The organism is Peribacillus sp. B65, from assembly GCF_058513295.1.
Map to the genome: position 1 here is coordinate 59,103 of NZ_CP195840.1, position 22,456 is coordinate 81,558.

At 41.9% G+C, this 22,456-nt stretch carries 19 protein-coding genes; all 19 read right to left on the reverse strand.

Annotated elements, in window-relative coordinates; translation table 11 throughout:
* Positions 1–86 precede the first annotated feature (86 nt).
* Positions 87–1,142 carry an aspartate-semialdehyde dehydrogenase gene (asd, locus tag ACSR9O_RS00265; RefSeq protein WP_101224687.1) on the reverse strand — a complete coding sequence of 352 codons (1,056 nt, stop codon included), beginning with the start codon at positions 1,140–1,142 and terminating at the stop codon, positions 87–89.
* A gap of 213 nt (positions 1,143–1,355) precedes the next feature.
* A complete protein-coding gene (locus ACSR9O_RS00270) occupies positions 1,356–1,958 on the reverse strand; it encodes a dipicolinate synthase subunit B (protein ID WP_101224686.1) in 603 nt (200 codons plus the stop codon).
* Complete coding sequence (gene dpaA, locus ACSR9O_RS00275; protein ID WP_101224744.1) at positions 1,955–2,857, reverse strand: dipicolinic acid synthetase subunit A; 903 nt, start codon at positions 2,855–2,857, stop codon at positions 1,955–1,957. Before dpaA ends, ACSR9O_RS00270 begins: the two co-directional genes overlap by 4 nt.
* A gap of 229 nt (positions 2,858–3,086) precedes the next feature.
* A complete protein-coding gene (locus ACSR9O_RS00280; RefSeq protein ID WP_048684753.1) occupies positions 3,087–3,356 on the reverse strand; it encodes a YlmC/YmxH family sporulation protein in 270 nt (89 codons plus the stop codon).
* Between the two features lie 162 nt (positions 3,357–3,518).
* The gene (locus ACSR9O_RS00285; protein WP_230177475.1) at positions 3,519–4,745 is read right to left on the reverse strand and encodes a M16 family metallopeptidase; all 1,227 of its coding nucleotides are present in this window, start codon (positions 4,743–4,745) and stop codon (positions 3,519–3,521) included.
* 46 nt (positions 4,746–4,791) lie between these two features.
* Positions 4,792–5,751 (reverse strand): polysaccharide deacetylase family protein, encoded by a 960-nt coding sequence (locus ACSR9O_RS00290; RefSeq protein WP_260357104.1) that lies wholly within the window; start codon positions 5,749–5,751, stop codon positions 4,792–4,794.
* Positions 5,752–5,906: 155 nt separating this feature from the next.
* Complete coding sequence (gene pnp, locus ACSR9O_RS00295; RefSeq protein ID WP_230177479.1) at positions 5,907–8,024, reverse strand: polyribonucleotide nucleotidyltransferase; 2,118 nt, start codon at positions 8,022–8,024, stop codon at positions 5,907–5,909.
* Between the two features lie 319 nt (positions 8,025–8,343).
* Complete coding sequence (gene rpsO, locus ACSR9O_RS00300) at positions 8,344–8,613, reverse strand: 30S ribosomal protein S15 (RefSeq protein WP_053345367.1); 270 nt, start codon at positions 8,611–8,613, stop codon at positions 8,344–8,346.
* 135 nt (positions 8,614–8,748) lie between these two features.
* Positions 8,749–9,699 carry a bifunctional riboflavin kinase/FAD synthetase gene (gene ribF, locus ACSR9O_RS00305; protein ID WP_101224682.1) on the reverse strand — a complete coding sequence of 317 codons (951 nt, stop codon included), beginning with the start codon at positions 9,697–9,699 and terminating at the stop codon, positions 8,749–8,751.
* 33 nt (positions 9,700–9,732) lie between these two features.
* Positions 9,733–10,653, reverse strand: coding sequence for a tRNA pseudouridine(55) synthase TruB (truB, locus tag ACSR9O_RS00310; RefSeq protein ID WP_230177481.1), 921 nt, complete (start codon positions 10,651–10,653; stop codon positions 9,733–9,735).
* Between the two features lie 169 nt (positions 10,654–10,822).
* The gene (rbfA, locus tag ACSR9O_RS00315; RefSeq protein WP_101224680.1) at positions 10,823–11,182 is read right to left on the reverse strand and encodes a 30S ribosome-binding factor RbfA; all 360 of its coding nucleotides are present in this window, start codon (positions 11,180–11,182) and stop codon (positions 10,823–10,825) included.
* A gap of 17 nt (positions 11,183–11,199) precedes the next feature.
* A complete protein-coding gene (locus ACSR9O_RS00320; protein WP_101224679.1) occupies positions 11,200–11,481 on the reverse strand; it encodes a DUF503 domain-containing protein in 282 nt (93 codons plus the stop codon).
* Positions 11,478–13,628 (reverse strand): translation initiation factor IF-2, encoded by a 2,151-nt coding sequence (infB, locus tag ACSR9O_RS00325; RefSeq protein ID WP_101224678.1) that lies wholly within the window; start codon positions 13,626–13,628, stop codon positions 11,478–11,480. The genes ACSR9O_RS00320 and infB overlap by 4 nt, the downstream gene beginning before the upstream one ends.
* A 19-nt stretch (positions 13,629–13,647) precedes the next feature.
* Positions 13,648–13,953 (reverse strand): YlxQ family RNA-binding protein, encoded by a 306-nt coding sequence (locus ACSR9O_RS00330; protein ID WP_034313614.1) that lies wholly within the window; start codon positions 13,951–13,953, stop codon positions 13,648–13,650.
* A gap of 4 nt (positions 13,954–13,957) precedes the next feature.
* Complete coding sequence (gene rnpM / locus ACSR9O_RS00335) at positions 13,958–14,233, reverse strand: RNase P modulator RnpM (RefSeq protein WP_061462443.1); 276 nt, start codon at positions 14,231–14,233, stop codon at positions 13,958–13,960.
* Positions 14,234–14,249: 16 nt separating this feature from the next.
* A complete protein-coding gene (nusA, locus tag ACSR9O_RS00340) occupies positions 14,250–15,380 on the reverse strand; it encodes a transcription termination factor NusA (protein WP_076366463.1) in 1,131 nt (376 codons plus the stop codon).
* Between the two features lie 43 nt (positions 15,381–15,423).
* Positions 15,424–15,897, reverse strand: a complete 474-nt coding sequence (gene rimP, locus ACSR9O_RS00345) for a ribosome maturation factor RimP (protein WP_101224677.1) — start codon at positions 15,895–15,897, stop codon at positions 15,424–15,426.
* Between the two features lie 193 nt (positions 15,898–16,090).
* Positions 16,091–20,413: a PolC-type DNA polymerase III gene (locus ACSR9O_RS00350; protein ID WP_491723779.1), complete on the reverse strand. Its 4,323-nt coding sequence runs from the start codon at positions 20,411–20,413 to the stop codon at positions 16,091–16,093.
* Between the two features lie 165 nt (positions 20,414–20,578).
* On the reverse strand, positions 20,579–22,279 hold the full coding sequence (locus ACSR9O_RS00355) for a proline--tRNA ligase (RefSeq protein ID WP_491723780.1): 1,701 nt from the start codon (positions 22,277–22,279) through the stop codon (positions 20,579–20,581).
* Positions 22,280–22,456 lie beyond the last annotated feature (177 nt).

Genomic DNA, 22,456 nt, shown 5'->3' on the forward strand with positions numbered 1-22,456 from the left:
GCCAGCTTCCCAATCCGGGAAGCTGACAAAAACTCTCTATCCTATTGGAATTTAATTTTCTGTCGAGTTCATTAAGAATAAAATTTTTATTTAACGGTAACCAAACCTAATTTCAAAAGGCTCTCAGCAATTTGAACGGAATTCCAAGCTGCTCCTTTTAATAGATTATCGGAAACCACCCATAAATGGAAGCCTTTATCTTCATCCAAATCTTTGCGAATCCGACCGACGAATACATCATTCTTGCCGACGGATGAAGCAGGCGTAGGGTAAACTTGTTGTTCCGGTTCATCTTCTAACACTATTCCAGGTGCCGTTTTCATTAGCTCTTTGATTTGAGAAGCCGCTATGCCTTCTTTTTCAACTTCAATGTATACAGATTCCGAATGACCTGTTACAACAGGAAGCCTCACGCAAGTTGCAGCCACTGGAAGGTTTTGCATATGCATGATTTTCTTTGTTTCATTAATCATTTTCATCTCTTCGAATGTGTACCCGTTATCTTGGAATTTATCGATTTGGGGAATGACGTTAAATGCGATTTGGTAATGCTTTTCGTCCCCTTTTACCGGTAAAATTTTCGGATCTATTTCTTTTTCATCAAGCAAGTCGCGAGCTTGTTCCTTTAATTCATTTATCGCAGCTGCACCTGCACCCGAAACAGCCTGATAGGTAGAAACAACAATTTTTGATAAGCCGTATGTCTTGCGAATAGGTTCCAATGCCACTACCATTTGGATAGTTGAACAATTCGGATTTGCAATGATCCCATTATGCTGTTTCAAGTCTTCTTCATTTACTTCAGGAACGACTAACGGCACATTTTCATCCATGCGGAATGCGCTTGTATTATCCACTACTATCGCACCGCGTTTAACTGCTTCTGGAGCCAATTCCTTAGACACGCTTCCACCAGCACTGAATAAAGCGATATCGATGCCTTCAAAGCTTTCAGGTTTTGCTTCCTGCACTTCGATTTCTTCGCCCTTAAACGTAAGTTTGATTCCTGCGGAACGAGCCGATGATAAAAAGATGATTTTCTTAATCGGTAAGTCCCTTTGTTCGAGTGTTGAAATCATTTGTTGTCCTACTGCCCCAGTTGCTCCCACAACTGCAATACGCAATCCCTGTGTCTCAGTCATTTATACATACTCCTTTTCTATCTCTTAAATTAGTTATTTATTGGATTTACTGCTTCTTTTTCAGAATATCATTTATTTTAACACATTAACATTCCAAAGGGTCGCACTTCAACAAAATATTCTGGTAGTGGAGTGGTTTTTCATAACTTCAACCTACAAATTTATGCATATATGTCAGTCGTTAGAAAGCTGGTTTGAGGCAGTAATACTTGTTCAGACTAAATCATCCTTGAACCTTTCGACGATGACAGGTTGAATCTGTTCCCTTTCCAATGCCGCTATGATCGTATCCCTTATCATGCTCATCCTCGCAACCATGGAACTTGGTTTTCCTTTGGGATTATCCTGGCCATATGGAACGAAATAAATGTCTTTAGCTGCCATCAGCCTCATTAGATTGACACCATTTAACCCAAGTGCATCATTAGTTGATATCGCGACCACGACTGGACGGTGATTTCTCATCGTCGCTTTTGCAGCCATAAGTACTGGCGAATCGGTAAGTGCATTTGCCATTTTACTCATTGAGTTACCCGTTAAAGGAGCGATCACCATGCAATCAAGTGGCAATTTAGGTCCTAAAGGCTCTGCTTTGACGATTGTATCAACGACATGGTTCCCCGTCAATTTTTCTATTCTTTCGACCCAATCCTCTCCCTTTCCAAAACGGGTTTCCGTGTTTTGGACAGTCGATGTTACGATTGGAATGACTTCCGCACCTTCGTTTACAAGTTTTTCTATTTCCGGAAACACTTCATCATATGTGCAATGTGATCCTGTTAATCCGAAACCAATACGTTTCCCTTTGAGACTCATATCATTTTCCCCTTCCTTTTCAAGAACTCGCCTTGAATCAATAGTCCCAGTGCATTCGCTAATATCTGACCAGCTGTTTTCGGGGCAACTATACCCGGTAGGCTCGGTGCCAACAGCGCCTTAATTCCCCTTTTTTCAGCGTAACGAAAATCCGTCCCCCCCGGTTTTGAAGCAAGGTCGATGATTAATGTATGAACGGGCATATTGGCTATAACTTTTGCGGTAATTATCGGAAAAGGAATCGTATTGATACATATATCAACATCTTTCATTTCTGCAGCGAGTTCATTTAAATGAAAAGGGGCTAATGCCATTTCACTGATCCTCGCAATATCTTCGCTTTTTCTTGCCCCCACCTTCACTTTTGCTCCAAGTGCATGGAATGACCGGGCTACACTCATTCCGACCCTTCCCAGACCGAGAACGGCTACATTCGACCCATGGATAGTAAAATCCGTATGTTGAATGGCCATCATGATTGTACCCTCAACAGTGGGAATCGAATTATAAATAGCCACATCATCACGTTCGAACAATAGAACGAGTTTGCGATCCACTTTCTTGAATATCTCATTAAGATAGTCGTTACTGATTCCTGCATAAAAAATGCAATGTGCCGGGGTATTTTTTATCATTTCTTCAGTCAAAACAACCTCTTCACTGGAAAAGATCGTTTCTACTTTCCCATCTGAATCCGTGCCCCGGACAGGTAAAATAACTGAATCTAATTCCTTGAAGTTTATATCTTCCATTTTTTCCTTAACCGCTCCGGTAAAAGCATGGTCGAGCTGTTCAAAACCTACCAATAATAGCTTTGCATCCAGCTCCGTCAGTTTACGGACAACTTCAAGCTGACGCGCATCTCCACCAATTACAGCGATTTGCATGCCTGTGAGCATTAAAACCGTCACCTTCTTTATATAAAAGATCCTAAACATTCCTTGCCTCATGATATACAATTCCTTCAAGAAGCAATTCGGTTTTTGCTACATTCTCTAGTTACCCTGCCATCTTATGTTTTCACTTAAAAAACGGTGATAAGAAAAGAAAAAACGCCATAGCTATTGCCAGCTAAGGCGTTTTCGAGCTTGTATTCCGTGAAGTTCAAGGAGCCTGGCGCGAGCGTGATCATCCGTCCATATGCTCTCCGTCTTTAAGTGAAAGTCCCTCCTGAAAGTCAATGATGACCATATCCGCACCGATTTTTTTTATATGTTCCCAAGGAACTCTTATTTCACTGCCATTCCTTAAAAGGCCGAACCATTTGACAGATGGGATGATCAATGAGGTAATTTGTCCAGTTTCATCTATTTCCAAATCGGTCTGACCAAGGATCCCTAATCTTTCCGCCCTATTCACATCGACTATTTCCTTACCGCTCAATTCGCTCAACCTCAAATTTGGTTCCCCCTTTTTGGCCTTCTATTCAATCTATATCCGAAAAAGGTAAACTTAGAAGGCATTTATCCAAATATTGTCCATAACATTGGACCCTCCCGCATTCAAAGAAAAAAAGCCTGCCCCCCCATTAATTAAAGGAAGGTGCAGACTTGTCCGTCATTATTTATCCCAGTTTTCCAACGGGCTCACTAATGACAATGAATGTTCCGTAAAGATCTGGTTTGCCAATTCATTGACGGTATCCTCCGTCACCTCGTCAATCTTGATGATGATATCATCAAGGGAACGGTGCTCACCTAACATCAGCTCATTTTTTCCGTTCCGGCTCATGCGGCTATTCGTGCTTTCAAGGCTAAGCATCAAGCTGCCTTTAAGTTGCTCTTTACTATTCCGTAATTCCTTTTCCGTAATGCCATCCCTTTTTAGAGTATCCAGTGTTTCCTGAATGGTTTCATACAGGCTGTCAAGCTGATTTGTGCCTGTCCCCCCATATACCGTCACCATACCGCTATCTTGATAGCTGGAATGATAGGAATATACGGAATAGGCAAGGCCTCGTTGCTCCCTGACGTCCTGGAATAAGCGGCTGCTCATGCTTCCTCCAAGAATATTATTCAAAGTAATCAGGCTGTATGTTTTATCATTGCCAATTTCCAACCCTTTGTAGCCAAGGCATAAATGGGCTTGTTCCGTATCTTTTTTACGGGTGATCCTATTTTCATGGAAGGTAGGCTTGACCAATTCAAGACGATCTTCCCCTCCTTGATACGAGCCAAAGTAGCTTTCGACTTCCTTAATCATTTTTTCATCTACATTCCCAGCAATGGATACAACTACTTTATCTGGTGTATACATGTCATGGACGTATTTTTTTAATGTATCACTATTGAACGTTTCAAGCGTATTTTCCGTGCCAAGTATCGGATAGCCAAGGGGATGATTTTCATATACCGCCTTGCTTAAGAGGTCATGGACAATGTCATCTGGTGTGTCTTCGTACATTTTGATTTCTTCGTAGACGACATTTTTTTCTTTTTTCAATTCTTCACCATCAAATGTTGAGTTGAAGAACATATCAGCAAGGATTTCAAGCGCATAGCTTGCATGGTTATCCATTACTTTAGCATAATAGCATGTATACTCTTTTGAAGTGAATGCATTCACCTGTCCGCCAATACTATCGAATGACTCGGCAATTTCACGCGCATTTCTCGTAGCTGTCCCTTTGAAGAACATATGCTCCAAGAAATGTGATACCCCATTCAATTCCGGTGTTTCATTTCTTGAACCTGTTTTGATCCATACTCCAATTGCTGCAGAGCGTACAGTTGGAATATTTTCCAATACAATTCTAACTCCATTTTGACACGTGTATTTCTTAATCAACTAACATTCCTCCCAATCATTCTATGCTGCTATCGTAACCAATACTTTATGGATTCGATCGCTCTTCATCTACTGCTTCCGAAACGGTAACAACATCTAAGTTTTTCTTTTTCATTTCAATTATTAACGTTTCCAATGATTTTGCAGTAGATTCCGTCGGATGCATCAATATAAATGCTCCGGGGTGTACCTTAGAAAGCACTCTTTGTTGAAGGACTTCAGGGCTTGGCTTTTGCCAGTCGATCGTATCCACACTCCACATGACGGTCTCCATACCGAAAGAATCCGCGATTTTCACCGTTTCGTCCCGGTAGCTTCCACTTGGTGGTGCGAACCATTTCATTTTCAAACCCGTCACCGCTTCAATGACTTCGTTCGTTTTTCGAATTTCCTCACGTGTAGCTTGTGCGGAGATGTTTTTCATATCGGGATGTGAATAAGAATGATTTCCAATTTCATGTCCGCCACCCTTGATCATTTTGGCTAAATCTGGGTTTTTCTTGGTCCAATTGCCTTCCAGGAAAAAAGTGGCCTTGACATTATGCTTTTTTAACACGGCCAACATATCTTGTAAGTATTCATTCCCCCAGGCTACATTGATCAAAAATGAAACGACTGGCTTTTCGGGATGGGCCCGGTAGATCGGAGCCGGATCCAGATCCTCCATATGTATCTTCGCAGGAACCTGCTGAAACACCAGCTTATCCTTATCGAACACGCCCTCCTTCTTCATGGCTTTATACGAATCATCAATATTTACCTTCAGGCCGTTATATGCAGGAACGGTTTTCCAGACAGAATCTATTCGTGCATCCTGTGGTGCAATCTCATATTTTTTTGTTGATTCTTTTATTTGTAAAAGAAGCTCGTCTTCTTGCTTCATTGAAGCAACTGAATCATCGGTTAATTGGGTCAAATAAATTTGTGTATATGGATTTTGCACTAATAACCATGATATACCTGCAATGGCACTTATCGCAACTATCTGCTTCCATTTATTATTCATTTTTTACGCCCCCTTCATACCAAAATGTATGAAGAAAACGGACAAGGTAGAACTTGACATCCTTTTAACGCCATTCACACTATGGATATTCCCATACTTTAAACAAAAAAAGCATGCAGATTCACAAGGAACCGCATGCCGGATTTCATTTTTCATTACGATTGAGAAGGGTTGGCTGCCTCTTTTTGCTCTTTCAAGACCGCTTTACGGGAAAGGTTTACCCTTCCTTGCTTATCGATCTCAGTAACTTTGACCAATAATTCATCACCAAGTGAAACGACATCTTCCACTTTTCCGACTCTTTCTTCAGCCAGTTCAGAAATATGTACCAAACCGTCTTTACCGTTGAAGATTTCAACGAAGGCACCGAACTTTTCGATACGTTTAACTTTACCTAAGTATAGTTCGCCCACTACGACTTCACGTACGATATCCTCAATGATTTTCTTCGCTTTTTGAATCATTGGTTCATCAGTAGAAGATATGAATACCGTTCCATCTTGTTCGATGTCGATTTTCACGCCAGTTTCTTCAATGATTTTGTTGATATGTTTTCCGCTCGGTCCAATCACATCACGGATCTTATCCGGATTTATGGACATCGTAACGATTTTTGGAGCATATTTGGATAACTGCTCACGCGGTTGATTGATTGTTGACATCATTGATTCCAAAATATGCATCCGGCCATGTTTGGCTTGAAGTAAAGCTTCTTCAAGGATCTCTCTTGAAAGACCCTCAATCTTAATATCCATTTGCAGGGCAGTAACACCTTTTGAAGTACCTGCGACTTTAAAGTCCATGTCTCCCAGATGGTCTTCCATGCCTTGAATATCCGTTAAGATTGTATAGTGCTCACCTGATTTGACAAGACCCATGGCAATACCGGCAACTGGAGCCTTCAATGGAACGCCTGCATCCATCATTGCCAACGTGCTTGCACAAATACTTGCTTGTGATGTTGAACCGTTTGATTCAAGCACTTCAGAAACAAGTCTGATTGTGTAAGGGAAGTCTTTATCGTTTGGAATAACAGGCTCCAATGCCCTTTCACCAAGTGCACCATGACCGATTTCACGGCGTCCTGCCCCACGGATAGGGCCAGTTTCACCGACACTGAAATGCGGGAAGTTATAGTGGTGCATAAAACGTTTTGACTCTTCGGTTCCAAGTCCGTCCAGAATCTGCACATCACCAAGCGCACCTAATGTACAGATCGATAGAGCTTGGGTTTGTCCGCGTGTGAACAATCCGGAACCATGTGTACGAGGCAGAATCGTAACTTCTGATGATAATGGTCTGATTTCGTCAGGATTACGGCCATCCGGACGCACTTTTTCTTCCGTGATTAAACGGCGGACTTCGGATTTGACCAATTTATTCAGGATTTCTTTGATTTGCTTTAATTTTTCTTCATCAGTTTCTTCCTCATAATGACCCAATACACGATCTTTTACTTCTTTGATCGCGTCTTCACGAGCATGCTTTTCCTGAACTTGTACAGCTTTGTTCAAGTCTGCTTCACATAGGCCTTTCACTTCTGCTTCCAGTTCTGCATCCACTTGATATAAAGTGACCTGCATTTTTTCCTTGCCGATTTCAGCAACGATTTTCTCTTGGAATGCAATGATCTTCTTGATTTCATCATGTCCAAACATGATTGCTTCAAGCATCGTTTCCTCTGGTACTTCATTTGCTCCGGCTTCAACCATGTTGATAGCATCTTTAGTGCCGGCAACCGTCAGATTGATGTCACTTTTAGCTAGTTGGTCGACAGTAGGGTTAATAATGAATTCATTATTGATCCTCCCCACTACAACTCCGGCAATTGGACCTTCAAACGGAATATCGGAAACTGAAAGTGCAAGTGAAGAACCTAGCATAGCTGCCATTTCCGTAGAACAATCCTGATCGACACTCATGACCATGCTGATGATTTGAACATCATTCCTGAAGCCATCGGCGAAAAGCGGACGGATTGGACGGTCAATCAAGCGGCTTGCAAGAATTGCCCTTTCACTCGGTCGTCCTTCACGTTTAATGAAGCCTCCCGGAATTTTACCGACTGCATATAGTCTTTCTTCGTAGTTGACTGTTAAAGGGAAAAAGTCGACATTTCTAGGTTCCTTTGAAGCCGTCGCTGTACTTAATACAGCAGTTTCTCCATAACGGACTAAAACTGCCCCGTTCGCTTGTTTGGCCAATTGCCCTATCTCTACCGTTACATTACGGCCGGCCCAGTCAAATGAATACGTATGTTTTTCCTGTCCCATTTATTAAACCCCTCTCTGAATCTTCACTTAGAGGCTTAGTTTACCTAAACCTGTATTGGATAAATCATTTATATGTGAAAAGTAACTGAACTCGAGTTAAAACCAAACTATTCCTATTATGCACGAAAAAAACAAGCATTAACAGTAAAATGAATAAAAATTTCATTCATTTGATTATGTATATCCCGATCATTTATAAATGGAAAAGGACCCGGCTCCTGCCGAGTCCCAAGGACGAAGGCCCAGCCTTAAGTAGAATACGTCCAAATCATTTGATTAACATCAAAAAAGCGGGAAATTTCCCGCCTTCCTGAAAAAATTATCTACGTAGACCTAATTTGTTAATTAGTGTACGGTAACGAGTAACGTCTTTGTTACGTAGGTAAGTTAAAAGATTACGACGTTTACCTACCATTTTTAGAAGACCGCGACGTGAATGGTGATCTTTTTTGTGTGTGCGTAAGTGACCGTTCAAGTTGTTGATTTCTTCTGTTAATACTGCGATTTGAACTTCTGGAGACCCAGTGTCAGTATCGTGAGTTCTGAACTCAGCGATAAGTTCGTTTTTGCGTACTTGTGTAATTGCCATGTTATTATTCCTCCTAAAATTCTGTAAAATCACCTATTACCGAGCCAGCGTCGGAGTCTCGACTAGCCAAGCAATGGTTATTTTCATACATACAATAGAATACATGTTTTTCATTAAAATTGCAAGTCTTGTCTTTTATCCTTCAAGCTTTGCAAAATAGGCTATGGCATTTTGCTTATCCGTTTCGATCTGAGCGACCAATGCTTCAAGTCCGGAAAATTTCTGCTCACTCCGAAGTCTTATATGCCACTCAACCGAGACTTGGTTGCCATAAATATCTCCCGAGAACTCCAAGGCATGAACCTCTACAGTCGGATATTTAGGTTTTTCTTCGTGGAATGTAGGTTTGTAACCGACATTGCAAACCCCTTTATACCATTTACCGCTTATTTTGATCCTGACGGCATATACGCCGGCAGCAGGAAAAATATAATCATCACCCACATCAATATTAGCGGTGGGGAAACCCAATTTCCTGCCCCGCTTTTCACCGTGAACGACATGACCTTTCGTTAAATAGCGGCGGCCAGCCAAATGATAAAAGTCGGTAAAGCTGCCGTTACCGAGAGTTTCCCTGATTCTCGTCGAGCTAACCTTTTCATCTTCAATTGTCTGTTTTGCGACGACTGTCTGTGAAAATCTGCCCTGTGCATAAACAGGCAAATCTTCCATCGATCCTTGACCATAGCGACCGTAGGAATAATCAAAGCCTGCAACTACGTGACGGACATTCAGCCCGGCAATGTATTCGTCAACGAACCGCTGCGGCAGAACCGAAGCAAATTCCTTGCTGAAATGGACAATGAATAAATAATCTATCTCCATCGACTCTATGATATCCACCTTATCTTCAAGTGGAGTGATATAGCGGATATTTTCCGTTTTCCTACCCAGTACTGCAGAAGGATGCGGGTCAAATGTCATTACTGCTGACTTAAGATTCATTTCATCGGCTTTTTGCTTGGCGGTCTGAATAACAATCTGATGACCTTTATGTATACCATCAAAAAATCCAAGCGCCATTACAAGCTCGGGAAAATCATCCGAATTAAATTGATGAGGATGCTCTATTGCGATCACTTTCACCTTTCAATCTCCTCTTTCCGACGGTAAAACGGTCTATAATTCTTGTGCCAATACTTTTACAGGTTTAATTAATCCCTCTTTTGTCGGATGTATTTGATAAATGGCAATGGCCTTATCTGCTGGGTCGACCATAACAAAAGGCATCCCTTTATCAACAACAACATCCTTTGTTTGTTCCAATACCGCACCGTTAAGTACTTTCTTTGCTACTTTATCACTAATCTGAAATTTGGGCAAATGAAATAATCCCCGTTCCAAAGGCAGCAGAAATTTATCCGTTTGTCCACTTTCCATGAAGTCTTCCACTTCAGCAAATGTGAAACAATCCTCCTGCTTAAAACCCGCTGATTCAATACGTGTCAAGTCTGACATATGGGCAGGAAAACCCAATTCTTCCCCCATCATGACTGCAAGCGTCCGAATATACGTTCCTTTGCTGCATTTGACGCGAAACCGAAAAGAGATGGTTTCCCCTTTAAATTCAGAACGATCATCGAGAAGACTAATATCATAAATGGTGACCTCCCTTGTCGGCCTCTCCACTTCCACCCCTGCACGGGCATATTCATATAACTTCTTCCCGTTTACCTTTACTGCTGAATACATTGGCGGCGTCTGTTCAATCTTTCCAGTCAGTGATTCCAGCACTTCCAGAATCCGTTTACGCTGAATCACTTGATCAACCTTTTTCTCTTCCACTTTTTCACCGCTTACGTCTTCAGTTGTCGTGGAAAAACCAAGGGTCACTTCCCCTTCATACGCTTTACCGGCTTCTGTCAAATATTCGGCTATCTTGGTTGCCCTGCCAATACAAATAGGTAAAACCCCTGTTACATCAGGATCTAAAGTACCTGTGTGCCCAACCTTTTTAGTCTTTAGGATCTTTCTTAATTTAAAAACACAATCATGGGATGTCAATCCCTTGGGTTTCCATAATGGAAGAATACCGTTCACGCTTTCACCTCATCATTTATAAAACACCCTAAATTACTATCATAAAGCAAAATGAATTCCAATTTCGATAGGTGTTTTTCGCTTTTTTACATATCCATTTTTCAAAAAAAAGAGACCGACTTCAAGAAGTGCAAAGCACTTATTGAGTCGGCCTCCTTTTACTGCTTGCTTATTCCTCGTCTTTTTCAGCCGGTTTATTGATTTGGGAAATCAACGACTCGATACGATTACCATAATCGACCGATTCATCAAATTCAAAAAACAGCTCAGGGGTTTTGCGAAGGCGGATCCGCTGCCCAATTTCTGAACGCATGAATCCTTTCGCCTTAGCTAGACCTTGCAGGGTTTTCTCCCTTTGTTCCTGGTCACCCAAAACGGAAATATAAACTGTTGCCTGTTGTAAATCGCCTGTAACCGCGACATCCGTCACAGTAACAAATCCGATTCTTGGATCTTTAATTTTTCGGCCGATAATTTCACTCAGCTCTTTTTTCATTTGTTCGCCAACACGATTTGAACGAAGGCTCATAATATCACCTCGATAGCCTAAAGCCAGTCTATATCTGTTATTGTTCGCTCTAGTTCCGGAAAAGAATCTAGAAATTTAAGGGCATTTTGAAGTTCCCGTTCAGTAGCCTTCCGTGAGGATGTTACGGTAACGATAGTAATCGTTGTCCGCTGCCATAAATCCTGAAAATCGGTTTCTGCTACAGAAATATTGAACTTCTGCTTAAGCCGTGTCATGACACGCTGAAGCACGGCCCGTTTTTCTTTCAAAGAATGGGTGTCATGGATGATGCATTCACATTGGACAGAGCCAACGATCATTTACGTTCAATCTCTTCCATAACATACGCTTCAATTACATCGCCTTCTTTAAGGTCGTTGTAATTTTTAATCGTAATACCGCACTCATAGTTCGTTGCCACTTCTTTTACATCATCTTTAAAGCGTTTCAATGCATCAATTTCACCTTCGAAAATGACGACACCTTGACGAATTAAGCGAATTCCGCTGTCACGAGTGATTTTTCCTTCTGTAACGTAAGAACCGGCAATCGTACCAACCTTGGATACTTTGAAAGTCGTACGGACTTCAGCCTGACCGATAATTTTTTCTTCGAATTCAGGGTCAAGCATCCCTTTCATAGCCGACTCGATCTCTTCGATCGCTTTATAGATGATGCGGTGAAGGCGGACATCAACATTTTCTGATTCAGCTGCACGCTTCGCATTCACGTCAGGACGGACGTTGAATCCGATGACGATTGCATTCGAAGCTGTAGCAAGGATGATGTCAGACTCTGTGATAGCACCGACGCCAGTGTGTATGATTTTTACTTTAGCGCCTTCCACTTCTATTTTATTCAGGGAAGCGGCTACTGCTTCCGCAGAACCTTGAACATCAGCCTTTAAAATGATGTTCAATTCTTTAATTTCCCCTTCTTTCATTTGTTCGAACAATGTATCCAGGGTTACACGGGATTTTTCATTACGTTGTGAAGCAAGTTGCCTTTGTGCACGCACTTCCCCAACTTGACGGGCCGTTTTCTCATCTTCAAAGACGATGAAACGATCGCCGGCCTGTGGCACTTCGTTCAATCCTGTGATTTCAACCGGTGTTGATGGACCTGCATCCTTAACACGGCGTCCAAGATCGTTAACCATAGCACGGACACGTCCGAATGTATTACCGATAACAATCGGATCGCCGATTTTCAACGTTCCGTTTTGAACTAGCAAAGTGGCAACCGATCCGCGCCCTTTATCCAAACGTGCTTCGATGACAGTTCCATTTGCTTTACGAGATGGATTAGCTTTATACTCTTCCACTTCACTGACAAGAAGAATCATTTCAAGCAAGCTGTCGATGCCTTCACCGTTTTTAGCTGAAATTGGTACGAAGATCGTATCTCCTCCCCATGCTTCAGAAACTAAACCGTGCTCTGTCAATTCTTGCATGACACGGTCCGGATTGGCAGCTTCTTTATCCATCTTATTGACAGCGACGATGATTGGAACTTCTGCCGCTTTAGCATGGTTGATCGCTTCAATCGTTTGAGGCATAACGCCATCATCCGCAGCGACGACAAGGATGGTGATATCGGTAACTTGTGCACCGCGGGCACGCATTGTCGTAAACGCAGCATGGCCTGGTGTATCCAGGAATGTTATTTTCTTATCGTTAACTTTAACTTGATAAGCACCGATATGCTGAGTGATTCCGCCTGCTTCGCCTTCAGTTACTTTTGTATGGCGTATAGAATCAAGCAATGTCGTTTTACCATGGTCGACGTGACCCATGATCGTCACGACAGCCGGACGTTCAATCAAATCTTCAGAAGCGTCCTCAGTTACAAGTGATTCCAGGTCTGTTAGGTCGATACGAATCTCTTCTTCGGCCACTACACCGTATTCCGCACAAATCAATTCAATTGCATCTTTATCCAAAGTCTGGTTGATTGTTGCCATAACACCAAGCATAAAGAGTTTTTTAATGATTTCAGAAGGTTCACGGTGAAGTTTTTTTCCAAGTTCCATAACCGTCAAAGACTCATAAAACGTAATTTTCTCAGGAAGTTCCCTTTCTTTACGTTTTGTTACAGGTGCCTGAGGCGCTTGTTGTCTTTGTTTATTATTTTTATTCTTGTTATTGCGACCTTTGTTGAACTGACCTGTTGGTTTTTTCGTCCCTACAGGTTTAACTGGTGGTTTTTTCTTCAGTTTTTCTTTATTGACTGTGCTCTTTTCATCCGCCTCAGCTTCGTACTTCGCAACCGTAGCGTTAGCTTTTGGTTCTTGGCTTTTATCTTCGTTTTTAGGTTTGATTGAATCGTTTAATTTATTTACAGTTGAATCGTCTAATGCTGTCATATGGTTTGTTACCTCTATATTCATTTCTTTAAGTTTATTTATTACATCCTTGCTTGAAACGTTCTTTTGTTTTGCATATTCATATACACGCAATTTTGTCATACGTTCACCCCCGTAAAATTTAATCGAGCAGCGTTCGGAGTTTTTGTGCAAAACCTTCATCCAGAACTGCGACGGCAACTCTAGCATCCTTGCCTATCGCATGGCCGAGCAATGACCTGCTTTCGACTCTTTTTAAAGGAACCTGATAAAATGCGCACTTATCAGATATTTTTTTTTCAGTGTTTTTTGAAGCGTCCGCGGATAAAATAACAACTTTGGCATTACCGCTTCTAATCTCTTTAACCACTAATTCTTCACCCGAAATTAGCTTGCGTGCTCGATTGGCCAAACCTAATAGAGACATCCATTGTTGTTGTTGGGTCATGGTGTTAGTTTTTCTCCTTATTCACTAATTCAAGCAATTGTTCATAAAGGGAAGAATCGATTTGGGTACTAAGGTGATTAGCCAGCACATTTTTCTTTTTGGCCAGCTCGATAACATCCCGATCAAGAGTCAAATAAGCTCCCCTTCCAGATTTCTTTCCGGTAGGATCAAGGCTGACTTCCCCTTCTTTAGATCGAACGATGCGAATGAGTTCTTTCTTCGGCTTCATTTCGCCTGTAGCCACACATTTACGCATCGGGATTTTTTTTCGGCTATTCATCTTTTTTCACCTCGAATTACTCGTTATCCTCTTCGAAATCTGTTTCCTCTTCAGTAACATAACTATCTCTGCTCAAAAGGAATTCCTGTTCTTCCACAGGATAAATACCAGCTTCGCGGGCTTCCGTTTCACTCTTGATATCAATTTTCCAGCCTGTAAGCTTGGCAGCTAAACGGGCATTTTGTCCACGCTTACCAATTGCCAGGGAAAGTTGATAATCCGGAACGATTACAGTCGTCGCCTTTTCCTCTTCTTTAACAATAACTTCAAGTACTTTTGAAGGGCTTAAAGCATTCGCAACGAAAATGACCGGATTCTCCGACCATTTAACGATATCGATTTTTTCACCTTTCAATTCATTGACGATGGCCTGGACACGCTGTCCTTTTTGGCCTACACAAGAACCGACTGGATCTACTTCTTCGTTATCGGAGTGCACGGAGATTTTTGAACGGTCGCCTGCTTCGCGAGCAACTGACTTAATTTCTACTGTTCCATCAAAAATTTCAGGCACTTCGATTTCGAATAAACGTTTTAAAAGGCCAGGATGTGAACGGGATACAAAAATTTGCGGGCCCTTGGAAGTCTTTTCAACTTTAGTGATGAAAACTTTAATGCGATCATGTGGCTTATACTGTTCATTCGGCATTTGCTCATTCACCGGGAGCAAAGCTTCGATTTTACCTAGGCTCACATAAATGAATCGGGAATCCTGGCGTTGAACGATACCAGTCATGATATCCTCTTCACGATCGATGAATTCGGCATAAATGATGCCCCGTTCCGCTTCACGCACCCTTTGAGTGACGACTTGTTTTGCTGTTTGTGCAGCAATACGGCCGAAATCCTTAGGTGTTACTTCCATTTCGACAATATCCTCTAACTGATAGTTGGGATCAATTGCTCTTGCTTCTTCAACAGAAATTTCCAGACGTGAATCGAACACTTCGTCAACAACGTCTTTTCTGGCAAATACACGCATAGTCCCTTTACCAAGATTCAAGTCGATACGAACATTTTGTGCTTGGTTAAAGTTACGGCGATATGCCGATATAAGGGCAGATTCGATCGCGTCGATCAAAACCTCCCTGGAAATTCCTTTTTCGTTTTCTAAAATATAGAGAGCATCCAATAACTCATTGCCCATGGTGATCCCCCTTACGGATATTTAAATTAATGATTTGCTTGACTTAAGCGAAGGTAATCGCCAATCTTGCTTTCGCTACCTTTTCGAATGGTATGACGATCGTTTTCTTTCTTGTCTTGATTCTGACTTCGAGTGTCACTTCTTCACCATCGAAACTGGTTAAGATTCCTTCGAATTCTTTTTCATCTAAAATGGGCTCGTATGTTTTTATGTAAACATTTTTACCGATAGCATTAAGGAAATCCTTCTCCTTTTTCAGAGGCCTTTCAGCTCCGGGTGATGAAACTTCGAGAAAATAATTTTGTGGAATCGGATCAACCTCATCAAGCTTTTCACTGAGTTTTTCACTCACATTTCCGCAATCATCAATATCTACGCCTGTTTCTTTATCAATGTACACTCGAAGGAACCAGCTTTTACCTTCCTTCACATACTCCACTTCGACTAATTCAAGCTGCAATTCTTCAAGAACTGGTAATGCTAATTCCTCTACGACTTCCGTTACCTTTTTACTCATTTGTTTCCTCCATACGTGCGTTGTATGCGCTTGGTTTCGGATTCAAAATTAAATGGTCAATACAACACGAAAGAGTGGGTTTCCCCACTCTTTCCATTGGTTCCTCTTAGTATTTCCAATAAAAATATACCATAATCAAGATATTTATGCAAATATCATGTCTGTTTCTTCCTTTTTGAAATCAGTTTCCCCTTTAAAATAATGATAACTGATTTTGTTCAGGCAATGATTCCAGACAGCCTTGTTTATCAAGGTATTCAAGGATGGTCTTCGAAACCTTCCCACGTTGCTGAAGATCTTCTTTGGAGAGGAATTCACCATTTTTCCGTGCATTGACAATATTGATCGCCGCATTCGTCCCAAGACCCGGTATCGAATTAAAAGGCGGTATCAAAGTATTTCCTTCAATTAAGAATTGATCTGCACTGGATTTGTACAAGTCAACTTTAGCGAAGGAATATCCGCGTTCACACATTTCCAAAGCAAGTTCGAGAACCGTCAATGTATTCTTTTCCTTGGTGGATGCATCCAATCCCTTTACCATGATTTCTTCCATTTTTGCTTTGATGGCCTGCGATCCCCGTGTCATGGCGTCGATTTCAAAATCATCGGCACGCACTGTGAAATAGGCTGCATAATACAATAAAGGCAGATGGACTTTAAAGTAGGCAATCCGGACAGCCATCAAGACGTAAGCTGCAGCATGGGCTTTCGGGAACATGTATTTAATCTTCTTACATGAATCGATATACCATTCCGGTACCTCATTTTTTCTCATTTCCTCTTCAAATTCCTCAGAGAGCCCTTTCCCTTTACGAACAGATTCCATGATTTTAAACGCCAGGGAAGGATCAAGACCTTGATAAATCAAATAGACCATAATATCATCCCGGCAGCCTATAACCTCACTTAGTGTACATATCCGGTTGTGAATCAGTTCCTGTGCATTGCTCAGCCATACATCCGTACCGTGGGAAAGCCCTGAAATCTGAACAAGTTCGGAAAATGTCGTAGGTTTCGTATCTTCAAGCATTTGCCGGACAAAACGCGTACCAAATTCCGGGATGCCAAGCGTACCCGTTTTACACATGATCTGTTCCTCGGTAACTCCTAAAGATTCAGTGCTGCTGAATATTTTCATTACTTCCGGATCATCGGTAGGAACGGTCTTTGGATCGATGCCGCTTAAATCTTGAAGCATCCGGATTACAGTCGGATCATCGTGTCCAAGTATATCAAGTTTCAAAATATTATCGTGAATGGAATGGAAATCAAAGTGAGTAGTTTTCCACTCGGAATTCCTGTCATCCGCAGGGAACTGAATAGGTGTGAAATCATAGATATCCATATAATCCGGAACAACGATGATTCCGCCAGGATGCTGTCCTGTCGTCCGTTTCACACCAGTACAGCCGGCAACAAGGCGATCAGTCTCGGCTCCACGCATATGGATGTTATTATCGGAGGAATACCCCTTTACATATCCATAAGCCGTTTTTTCGGCGACCGTACCAATCGTCCCTGCACGATATACATATTCTTCACCGAATAAGACCTTCGTATAGTTATGGGCCTTCGGCTGATATTCACCGGAGAAGTTCAAGTCGATATCGGGAACCTTATCCCCTTTAAACCCAAGGAAAGTTTCAAACGGGATATCATGCCCGTCTTTTGTATAAGCAATGTCGCAATCGGGACAGTCTTTATCGGGCAGGTCAAACCCGGAACCTACAGAACCGTCATTGAAGAATTCGGATTTCTTGCACTCCGGACATACATAATGCGGCGGAAGCGGATTTACCTCTGTAATTTCAGTCATGGTGGCAACGAAAGATGATCCAACCGATCCCCTTGAACCAACTAGATAACCATCATTCAATGATTTTTTAACAAGTTTGTGAGAAATTAAATAAATAACGGCAAAACCGTGGCCAATGATGCTTTTCAATTCTTTTTCAAGACGGGCTTCCACGATTTCAGGCAGGTTCTCTCCATAAATCTTCCTTGCCATGCCATAACTCATTTCACGCATCTCTTCATCTGCACCTTCAATTTTAGGTGTGTATAGCTCATCCTTGATTGGCTTGATTTCTTCAATCATATCAGCGATTTTATTCGTGTTGGTCACCACGACCTCTTTGGCTTTCTCGGAACCGAGGAAGGAGAATTCCCGCAGCATTTCATCTGTTGTCCGAAAATGTACGTCAGGCAGCTTATGACGATTCAGCGGATTGGCGCCGCCTTGTGAATTCACAAGGATTTTGCGGTAAATTTTATCATTCGGCTCCAAATAATGCACATTTCCCGTGGCTACGACTGGCTTATCCAATTTTTCACCAAGCTTGACGATATTGGAGATGATCGTTTCTAATGATTTATCATCCCGTACATATTCAAGCTCAATCAAATGCTGATACACTTCCTTCGGATGAATTTCAAGATAATCGTAGAATTCGGCGATATCGACGACTTCCTCAAAACCCTTCTGCATCATCCCTTCAAAAACTTCCCCTTTATCGCAACCCGATCCCACCAAGATTCCTTCACGATACTTTTTAAGTTGTGAGCGCGGTAACCGGGGCACACGATAGAAATAATCGATGTGTGATATTGAAATTAATTTGAATAGGTTTTTTAACCCAGCCTGTGTTTGCGCGATCAGTGTACAATGTGACGGGCGGGAACGCTGATAAGCATTTCCTTTACCCATATTGTCATTAAGTTGATCATGATGGGTAATCTCCTTTTCCATTGCATCCTTCAGCATCTTCAGCATAAGGTAACCAGTAGCTTCGGCGTCATAAATGGCCCTATGATGCTGGGTCAAATCAATATCGAACTTTTTACATAATGTATTTAACCGGTGATTTTTAAACTCTGGATATAGGAAACGGGCAAGTTCCAATGTATCAAGAACTGGATTGGAAGCTTTAGGGTAACCCAAGTTTTTATAACCTATATTCAAAAAGCCCATATCGAAGGCTGCGTTGTGGGCAACCAGGATTGCATCGCCTGCCCAGTCCTTGAACTTTTCCAGTACTTCCGAGACTTCTGGAGCATTTTGTACAAGATCATCAGTGATTCCAGTCAATTCTATCGTCGTATTGGATAGTGGGTGATGCGGATTCGCAAATGACTCGAATCGATCAATGATGTCACCGCCACGAATTTTCACTGCAGCAAATTCAATGATCGTATCATAAACAGCTGACAGGCCTGTCGTCTCTACGTCAAACACAACATAGGTGGCATCTGCCAAAGCGATATGCGCCTCATTATAAACAATTGGTACACCATCATTTACAAGATTCACTTCTACGCCATAAAGGATTTTGATACCATTCTTTTTCCCGGCACTATAAGCTTCAGGAAATGATTGTGCTCCCGCATGATCTGTAATGGCCACAGCCTTATGTCCCCACTTTGCAGCCTGGGCAACAAGCGCAGATGTAGGTGTCACTGCATCCATCGAGCTCATTGGGGTATGCATATGCAGTTCGACACGCTTTTCCCCTTCTGGAGCCTTATCCTGCCGTCCTTGTTTAGAAATTTCATTTATATCATTTGCAATCATTACAAGGTCACGTACGAATGTATCATTTTGAATGCTGCCTTGGGCACGTACCCACATCCCTTTTTTCACTCGGGCAAGTATGGCGGCATCTTCTTTATCACGCGAAAACATTTTGACCAATATCGAGCTCGTATAATCGGTGACTTTAAAGGTCAGCAGGCTTCGTCCGCTGCGTAACTCACGCACTTCTGCATCAAATACGAAGCCTTCGATGGCAATCCTGCGCTCTTCATCGATAATCTGTTCGATTCTGCGGAAATCCGCATCTTCTTTAATCGTATAGCCAATTTTAACCGGTCCTTCGTAGACGCCATCGTCGCCGCCTTTTTCCGATTCTTTCTTCTGCATTTCCACTAGGGCGGCAAGTCCCTTTTCCGCGTCTTCCTTTTGTTTCTCTTCTAAAAACTTCTGGTAATCAGGATTCGAAACCGTTTCCTTCACTTCCGCTTCAAGTGTCAACGGAGGAAAACCGAATGTTTGGTAGATATTCGAAATGATGCCGGAGTATTTGCGTTTTAACTGACCAGCCTCCGTATCATTTCGGGCGCTTACGATAAGCTTATATCCATTCACCGTTGGCACTTGTTCATTCAGAAGTGATAAAAGTGCTGGAGACATGCCTTCAAGCTCGCCAATGCAGTTTTTCCAATACTCTATCACCAATTGTTCCGTCACCTGCGGATTGGCCACATTCAAGTTGAATGTGACCTTTGCAATATGGGAAAACGTACTTGCTAGATGAGTAGCAAGTCTTGTATGAACACTGCAAGGAATTAATGCAGGTATATTAAAGGCAAAATGCCATGTTTTGGACTCCCTCTCGATCGAGAGTTTATCAATTTCGGCACCTATGAAATAATTCACAAAGGCATCCTCAGTCAAGTCCATTTGCTGGAGCAAGAGTTGAAATCTCTCTCTACCGCTATTTGGATTTTGATCCATTCCCTCTCTCCCCTATCTACTATCTCTTTAGATATTATTCACTATCATTTTCGTTTTGATATCAGAGGCTATTATAACATATCATGAATGTTTCACTAGTATCCAAATCCATGAAAAGGAAAGGCATCATCCAATTGAATGATGCCTAATTCCCCTATTTTTAAATTACCCCAGTATTTCGTGAAGCTTTTGAGTTAATTCAGCTCTTTCAATTTCAAGAACCTCACCCGTTTTACGGATTTTCACTTCGACGATTCCGTCGGATGCCTTTTTACCTACAGTCACCCTGACAGGAAGACCGATCAAGTCGGAGTCTGCGAATTTCACGCCCGCACGTTCTTGACGATCATCCATTAGAACTTCCATGCCTTGTGCCTTTAACTCATTATATAAATCTTCTCCCAGGGCAGCCTGAGACTCATCCTTCATATTGATTGGAATCAAATGGACTTGGTATGGCGCTAAATTCGCTGGCCAGACCAATCCTTTTTCATCGTTGAATTGTTCAGCAACAGCTGCAAGTGTACGGGAAACCCCAATACCATAACATCCCATGATCATTGGCTGCGACCGTCCATTTTCATCTAGGAATGTCGCATTCATAGCTTCGGAATATTTAGTTCCTAGTTTGAATACGTGGCCTACCTCAATCCCTTTGGCAAATTTGATTTTTCCGTTTCCGTCCGGTGATGGGTCACCCTCTTGGATGAAACGTAGATCTATATAATTGGCCACGTTAAAATCACGAGCGGGATTTACGTTCACATAATGGTGGTCTTCCTCATTGGCACCACAAACTCCATTAACCATGGCTTCGACGGCAAAATCCGCAATCACTTCAACCTCAGAAGTGACATTGATTGGTCCGAGAGATCCAATTGTACATCCTAAGACTTCCTTCGTTTCATTTGGATCGACCAAATCAACGATTGAAGCGTTATAGAAATTCTTCAGCTTAATATCATTGACCTCATGATCTCCTCGTACCAAAACAAGCACATACTTTTCATCCACTTTAAACAATAACGATTTTATTAGTTTCTCTGCATCGGTATTCAAGAATGATGCAACTTCTTCAATCGATTTTTGGCCAGGTGTATGAATTTTTTCAAGTGCAATTTGTTCTTCGGAGTTTTTTTCATAGTTTACACTCACAGGTGCCATTTCAATATTAGCTGCATAATCGGAAGTATCCGAATATGCGATGGTATCCTCCCCTATGTCTGACAGGACCATGAATTCATGTGTATCTTTACCACCCATCGCCCCAGAATCGGCAATGACGGCACGGAAGTTCAACCCACAACGGCTAAATATATTGGAATATGCCGCATATAAATTTTTATAAACAGCATCCAGGCTTTCTTGATTGGCATGGAAAGAATAAGCATCCTTCATGATGAACTCACGTCCACGCAGCAATCCGAAACGCGGTCTTTTTTCATCACGGAATTTGGTTTGGATTTGGTAAACCGTTAATGGAAGACGCTTGTAGGACTTCACCTCATCACGAACTAAGCTGGTTATCACTTCTTCATGTGTGGCACCAAGCGCAAATTCACGGTTGTTACGATCCTTAAGACGCATCAACTCTGGACCATAGGTATACCAGCGTCCAGATTCCTGCCAGAATTCGGCTTGTTGTAAAGCCGGCATCAACAATTCTACTGCACCAGCATTCTCCAGCTCTTCCCGAACGATCGCCTCAACCTTTTGAAGCACCTTTTTTCCAAGCGGCATAAAACTATAAACACCGCTGGAGTTTTGTCTCATAAATCCTGCACGTAATAGCAGCTGATGGCTTTTGATTTCAGCATCTGCAGGCACTTCCCTCAATGTAGGGATCAACGTCATACTTTGTTTCATATCTGCACCTCTTCAATATTTCCTATAAATTACTTGCAGCTACGGTAAATTTAATACCGCAACATTAATACGGTCATTTCATACAAAAAAGACTTTCCGCGTTATTCAGAAAAGCTAATTTAATATACTCATTCTCGATTATACTTACGATTTCCCTAGAAAACAAACAATTTCCCC

Coding starts and splice junctions, on each gene's coding strand:
- asd (WP_101224687.1), bottom strand. CDS start 1,142: ATGACTGAGACACAGGGATTGCGTATTGCAGTTGTGGGAGCAACTGGG.
- ACSR9O_RS00270 (WP_101224686.1), bottom strand. CDS start 1,958: ATGAGTCTCAAAGGGAAACGTATTGGTTTCGGATTAACAGGATCACAT.
- dpaA (WP_101224744.1), bottom strand. CDS start 2,857: ATGCTCACAGGCATGCAAATCGCTGTAATTGGTGGAGATGCGCGTCAG.
- ACSR9O_RS00290 (WP_260357104.1), bottom strand. CDS start 5,751: ATGAATAATAAATGGAAGCAGATAGTTGCGATAAGTGCCATTGCAGGT.
- pnp (WP_230177479.1), bottom strand. CDS start 8,024: ATGGGACAGGAAAAACATACGTATTCATTTGACTGGGCCGGCCGTAAT.
- rpsO (WP_053345367.1), bottom strand. CDS start 8,613: ATGGCAATTACACAAGTACGCAAAAACGAACTTATCGCTGAGTTCAGA.
- rbfA (WP_101224680.1), bottom strand. CDS start 11,182: ATGAGCCTTCGTTCAAATCGTGTTGGCGAACAAATGAAAAAAGAGCTG.
- ACSR9O_RS00320 (WP_101224679.1), bottom strand. CDS start 11,481: ATGATCGTTGGCTCTGTCCAATGTGAATGCATCATCCATGACACCCAT.
- infB (WP_101224678.1), bottom strand. CDS start 13,628: ATGACAAAATTGCGTGTATATGAATATGCAAAACAAAAGAACGTTTCA.
- ACSR9O_RS00330 (WP_034313614.1), bottom strand. CDS start 13,953: ATGACCCAACAACAACAATGGATGTCTCTATTAGGTTTGGCCAATCGA.
- rnpM (WP_061462443.1), bottom strand. CDS start 14,233: ATGAATAGCCGAAAAAAAATCCCGATGCGTAAATGTGTGGCTACAGGC.
- nusA (WP_076366463.1), bottom strand. CDS start 15,380: ATGGGCAATGAGTTATTGGATGCTCTCTATATTTTAGAAAACGAAAAA.
- rimP (WP_101224677.1), bottom strand. CDS start 15,897: ATGAGTAAAAAGGTAACGGAAGTCGTAGAGGAATTAGCATTACCAGTT.
- ACSR9O_RS00350 (WP_491723779.1), bottom strand. CDS start 20,413: ATGGATCAAAATCCAAATAGCGGTAGAGAGAGATTTCAACTCTTGCTC.
- ACSR9O_RS00355 (WP_491723780.1), bottom strand. CDS start 22,279: ATGAAACAAAGTATGACGTTGATCCCTACATTGAGGGAAGTGCCTGCA.